This is a genomic window from Streptomyces sp. P5F9, from assembly GCF_057961495.1.
This window is the reverse complement of sequence record NZ_JBXVPZ010000771.1, coordinates 1-2633: the sequence shown is the minus strand read 5'-3', so window position 1 is coordinate 2633 and position 2633 is coordinate 1. Positions and strand designations below refer to the sequence as shown.

Genomic DNA, 2633 nt, shown 5'->3' with positions numbered 1-2633 from the left:
TCACCCGGGGGCCGGGAGACCTGACGGGTCGTACGGTCGCCGTGCCGAGCGAACGGTCGACCGCGTATCTGCTGTTCCGGCTGTGGGCAGCGGACACGATTCCGGGTGGGGTCGGCGAGATCGTCGTCATGCCGTTCCACGAGATCATGCCGGCCGTGCGGGACGGGAAGGTCGACGCGGGGCTCGTCATCCACGAGGCGCGCTTCACGTACCAGAACTACGGCCTGCACAAGCTCGCGGACATGGGCGAGCACTGGGAGGCCACGACGGGGCTGCCGATCCCGCTGGGCGCGATCATCGCGAAGCGGTCGTTGGGCGCGGATGTGCTGAACCTCCTCGCCGAGTCCGTACGGGCCTCCGTCCGCGCCGCCTGGGACGACCCCGAGGCCTCCCGGCCGTACGTCATGGAGCACGCGCAGGAGATGGACCCGGCTGTCGCCGACCAGCACATCGGGCTGTACGTCAACGAGTTCACGGCGGATCTGGGGGACGACGGGTACGCGGCGATCCGGGGTCTGCTGACGCGGGCGGCGGCGGAGGGGCTGGTACCGGCACTCGGCCCGGACGCGCTCACGTTTCCCTGAACTTCCCGTTGCCCTGAGCTTCCCGGTTGCCCTGAACTGGGGGCGCCGTCCCTGGGGGCTGCGCCCCCAGACCCCCATCGGCCCTGAAGGGGCCTCGTCCTCAAACGCCGGACGGGCTGATTTTGCGGGCCCGTGCCCCCCACGCCACGGGCCGAGAGGCTGGTGTCGCCCCTCGGCCCGGACCTGCTCGAATTTCCCTAGAGCCTCAAACTCCGCTGAATCTCCCGGACTTCTACACGTCCAACTGGTCGGCGACCGCGCGCAGCAGGCCCGCGATCTTCGCGCCCGCGGGCTTGTCGGGATAGCGGCCGCGTTCCAGCATGGGCGTGATGTTTTCCAGGAGGGTCGTCAAGTCCTGGACGATGGAGGCCAGTTCGTCCGGCTTCTTGCGCTGGGCCGCCGCGACCGACGGGGTCGGGTCGAGCAGGGTCACCGAGAGGGCCTGGTCGCCGCGCTGACCGGCGACGACCCCGAACTCCACGCGCTGTCCGGGCTTCAGGGCATCAACTCCGGCGGGCAGAACCGAGGAATGGACGAAGACGTCACCGCCGTCGTCACGGGAGAGAAAGCCGAAGCCCTTCTCGCTGTTGAACCACTTGACCTTGCCGGTAGGCACGTCTGTCCTCGTCCTCGTACTCGTCGGAAAACTGCTTCGGATAGCAGACCGGCGGGTCGTCGGGACCCGCCGGTACCAAGGCTAATGGTCTTCAGGCCGGTGACAAGACGTCGCCCGCTTGTTCCTTCGCGCTGGGAACTACCCTGGTCCGGTGCGTGACAAAACCCAAACGAATTCCGCCGCGGCCGGTGACCGACTGATCCGTGCCGGTGCCATCGTCTTTTTCATCGGTGCGGTGGCCACACTCGTCACCGTGGTACCGCTGTTGCTCCACACGACGCCTTTTCCGACGTACATGTACCTCTTGAGCATGCTCATGGGCGTCGGATTCCTGCTGGCCGCCGGAGGCGTGCTCCAGTCGGTCGCCGCGGGCCGCCGTCAGGCGCGCGCCGAAAGGTAGTCCGAAAGCCATCGCGGGAACTCGGTGAGGTCGCCGAGGACCACGTCCGCCCCGGCGGCGCGCAGTTCGTCCACGTCGCACGGTCCGGTCGCCACCGCGACCGACAGGGCCTCGGCGGTACGGGCGCCGCGCACGTCGCCGACATGGTCGCCGACGTAGACGCTCGCGCCCTCCTCGCGCAGCGCCTCCGCCTTCTGCTCGGCCCACAGGTTGCCGATCACGGCGTCGGCGTCGATGCCGAGGTGTGCGAGGTGCAGCTTCGCGTTGGGCTCGTACTTCGCGGTGACCACGATCGCCCGCCCACCGGCCGCCCGTACGGCCGCGATCGCCTCGGGGGCGCCGGACATCGCGGGGGTCGCGGCGATGGCGATCGACGGGTACATCTCGCGGTACAGGTCGGCCATGGCGGGCAGTTCGTCCGCCGGGAACCAGTTGATCAACTCGTCCGCGAGCGGCGGCCCGAGCCGGGTGATCGCCAGATCGGCGTCGATGTACGTCCCCGTCCGCTCCGCCAGCGCCAGATAGCAGGCGTGGATACCGGGCCGGGAGTCGATGAGGGTCATGTCGAGATCGAAGCCGACGGTCAGGGCGGGCGGGATAGTGGGCTGGTCACTGCTCTGAGCGTGCGAGGTCATATGGGCCATTGTGCCCAGTCGCTACGACAATCCCACCGGGCCCGCCGGGCCCACCAACCGCTCTACCGCTGTCTCTGCGACCGCCACACCAAGTAGAGCGCCGACGCCACCGCCGCCCCCCGCACCACCCACGGCCAGGTCTCGGCGATCGCGTCGCTCATGTGACCCTGCGCGATCGGAGCGCCCCAGCGGCCCTCGTTCCTGCCCCACAGCCAGACGATGCCGGCCGCGACGGCCGCCGTCGGCAGGCCGATCACCGCCGCCTTCGTCTCGGCGTCGGTCAGCCGCCGGGAGGCGTACGCGATGAGCCAACCGAGCAGCAGGGCGAACCAGTTGCCCAGTACGGCGCCTACGACGAGCAGCGCGGCGGCGATCAGCAGGAGGGGGTTGGACCAGCG

Annotated in this window: 4 protein-coding genes and 1 pseudogene; 2 read left to right on the top strand and 3 right to left on the bottom strand. The window is 69.5% G+C overall.

Going from position 1 to position 2633, the window contains the following annotated elements:
• A partial coding sequence (locus tag AC31A1_RS49820) for an MqnA/MqnD/SBP family protein (protein WP_489659662.1) occupies positions 1–584 on the top strand: 584 nt, incomplete at its 5' end.
• Between the two features lie 232 nt (positions 585–816).
• Here AC31A1_RS49820 and AC31A1_RS49815 read toward each other — a convergent pair.
• The gene (locus tag AC31A1_RS49815; RefSeq protein WP_019057239.1) at positions 817–1200 is read right to left on the bottom strand and encodes a cold-shock protein; all 384 of its coding nucleotides are present in this window, start codon (positions 1198–1200) and stop codon (positions 817–819) included.
• Between the two features lie 151 nt (positions 1201–1351).
• On the opposite strand from AC31A1_RS49815, the gene AC31A1_RS49810 reads away from it, so the two are divergent.
• Positions 1352–1600: an SUR7/PalI family protein gene (locus AC31A1_RS49810; protein WP_327403192.1), complete on the top strand. Its 249-nt coding sequence runs from the start codon at positions 1352–1354 to the stop codon at positions 1598–1600.
• Here the strand turns inward: AC31A1_RS49810 and AC31A1_RS49805 are convergent.
• A complete protein-coding gene (locus AC31A1_RS49805) occupies positions 1579–2235 on the bottom strand; it encodes an HAD family hydrolase (RefSeq protein ID WP_489659661.1) in 657 nt (218 codons plus the stop codon). The two genes, AC31A1_RS49810 and AC31A1_RS49805, sit on opposite strands and share 22 nt — an antisense overlap.
• A gap of 62 nt (positions 2236–2297) precedes the next feature.
• Positions 2298–2633: pseudogene (locus AC31A1_RS49800) on the bottom strand (hypothetical protein); the annotation flags it as partial.